The sequence below is a fragment of the Chitinophaga silvisoli genome, from assembly GCF_003412465.1.
Classification (GTDB): Bacteria; Bacteroidota; Bacteroidia; order Chitinophagales; family Chitinophagaceae; genus Chitinophaga; species Chitinophaga silvisoli.
Genome location: NZ_QTJV01000073.1, coordinates 1 through 1,184 on the forward strand (window position 1 = coordinate 1; position 1,184 = coordinate 1,184).

General features: G+C 41.5%; 1 pseudogene. It reads left to right on the plus strand.

The features are described from left to right. The first annotated feature begins 48 nt into the window (after nucleotides 1-48). Nucleotides 49-1,123: pseudogene (locus DXN04_RS34465) on the plus strand (IS3 family transposase). Nucleotides 1,124-1,184 lie beyond the last annotated feature (61 nt).

A 1,184-nucleotide genomic window follows, 5' to 3' on the forward strand; every position in this document is an offset into this window, starting at 1 on the left:
AAAATGGTCCGGTGAGGTTAGAGAAAAATCTCTAACTTAAATACAATTATGAAAAAAGTACGATTCACCGAGAACCAAATTATCTCCATCCTGAAGAAACAGGAATCAGGCATATCTATTAAGGATTTGGCCAGGGAAAATGGTGTCAGCGAAGCCACCGTGTACAATTGGAAAGCGAAGTATGGTGGTATGGAAGCTAATGAGTTGAAACGAATGAAGGAACTTGAGGAAGAGAATGCCAGGCTGAAGCGCATTGTAGCCAATCTGACACTTGAGAATGATGCAGTCCGGAATGTTCTGGAAAAAAAGTTCGGCGGCCTGACGACAAACGACAAGTAATTGAGTTATTGGTGCAGGAGAAAGTGAGTGAGCGGCAGGCCTGTAAGCTGTTAGGCGTACTTCGATCCTCTTTCCGTTATAATCGGAAAATTAAGAATGACAGCGCATTAATGATGGCGCTGGAGGAGCTGATAAAGAAACATCCTTCTATCGGGTTCTGGAAATGCTACCACCGTTTGAGAAGAAAAGGTCATCCATGGAACCATAAGCGAGTTCATAGGGTCTATAAGCTGTTAAAATTGAATATCAGACGTAAGATCAAACGTAGACTGCCTGAACGTGTAAAACAGCCTCTAACAGTTCCTGAGGCGATTAATCAATCCTGGAGCATGGATTTTATGAGCGATAGCCTGGTTGATGGAAGGCGTTTTCGGTTACTGAATGTTATTGATGATTATAACCGGGAGTCATTGTGGATTGAAATAGATACATCATTACCAAGCGTTATAGTAATCCGGGTATTGGAAAAGATAGTTGAAATGAGGGGTAAACCACAAAAGATAAGAGTTGATAACGGCCCTGAGTTCGTTAGTGATCAGTTGCAACAGTGGTGTCGGGAGAGAAACATTCAGTTACAGTTTATACAGCCGGGTAAACCGGTGCAAAATGCCTTTATTGAACATAATAATGGCTCAATAAGAAGGGAGCTGCTGGATGCATATCACTTTTTACACTAGCAGAAGTACGGCTAATGGCAGAAGAGTGGAGAGATGATTATAACAGATCCAGACCTCATCAGGCACTTGGATTTGTTCCTCCGCTGGAGTTCTGCAATAAATATTAGTATAGGAAAAATTATTTAAACCTCTAATCCTAGCTGGATCAAAATATAGGTAAGCTTACAG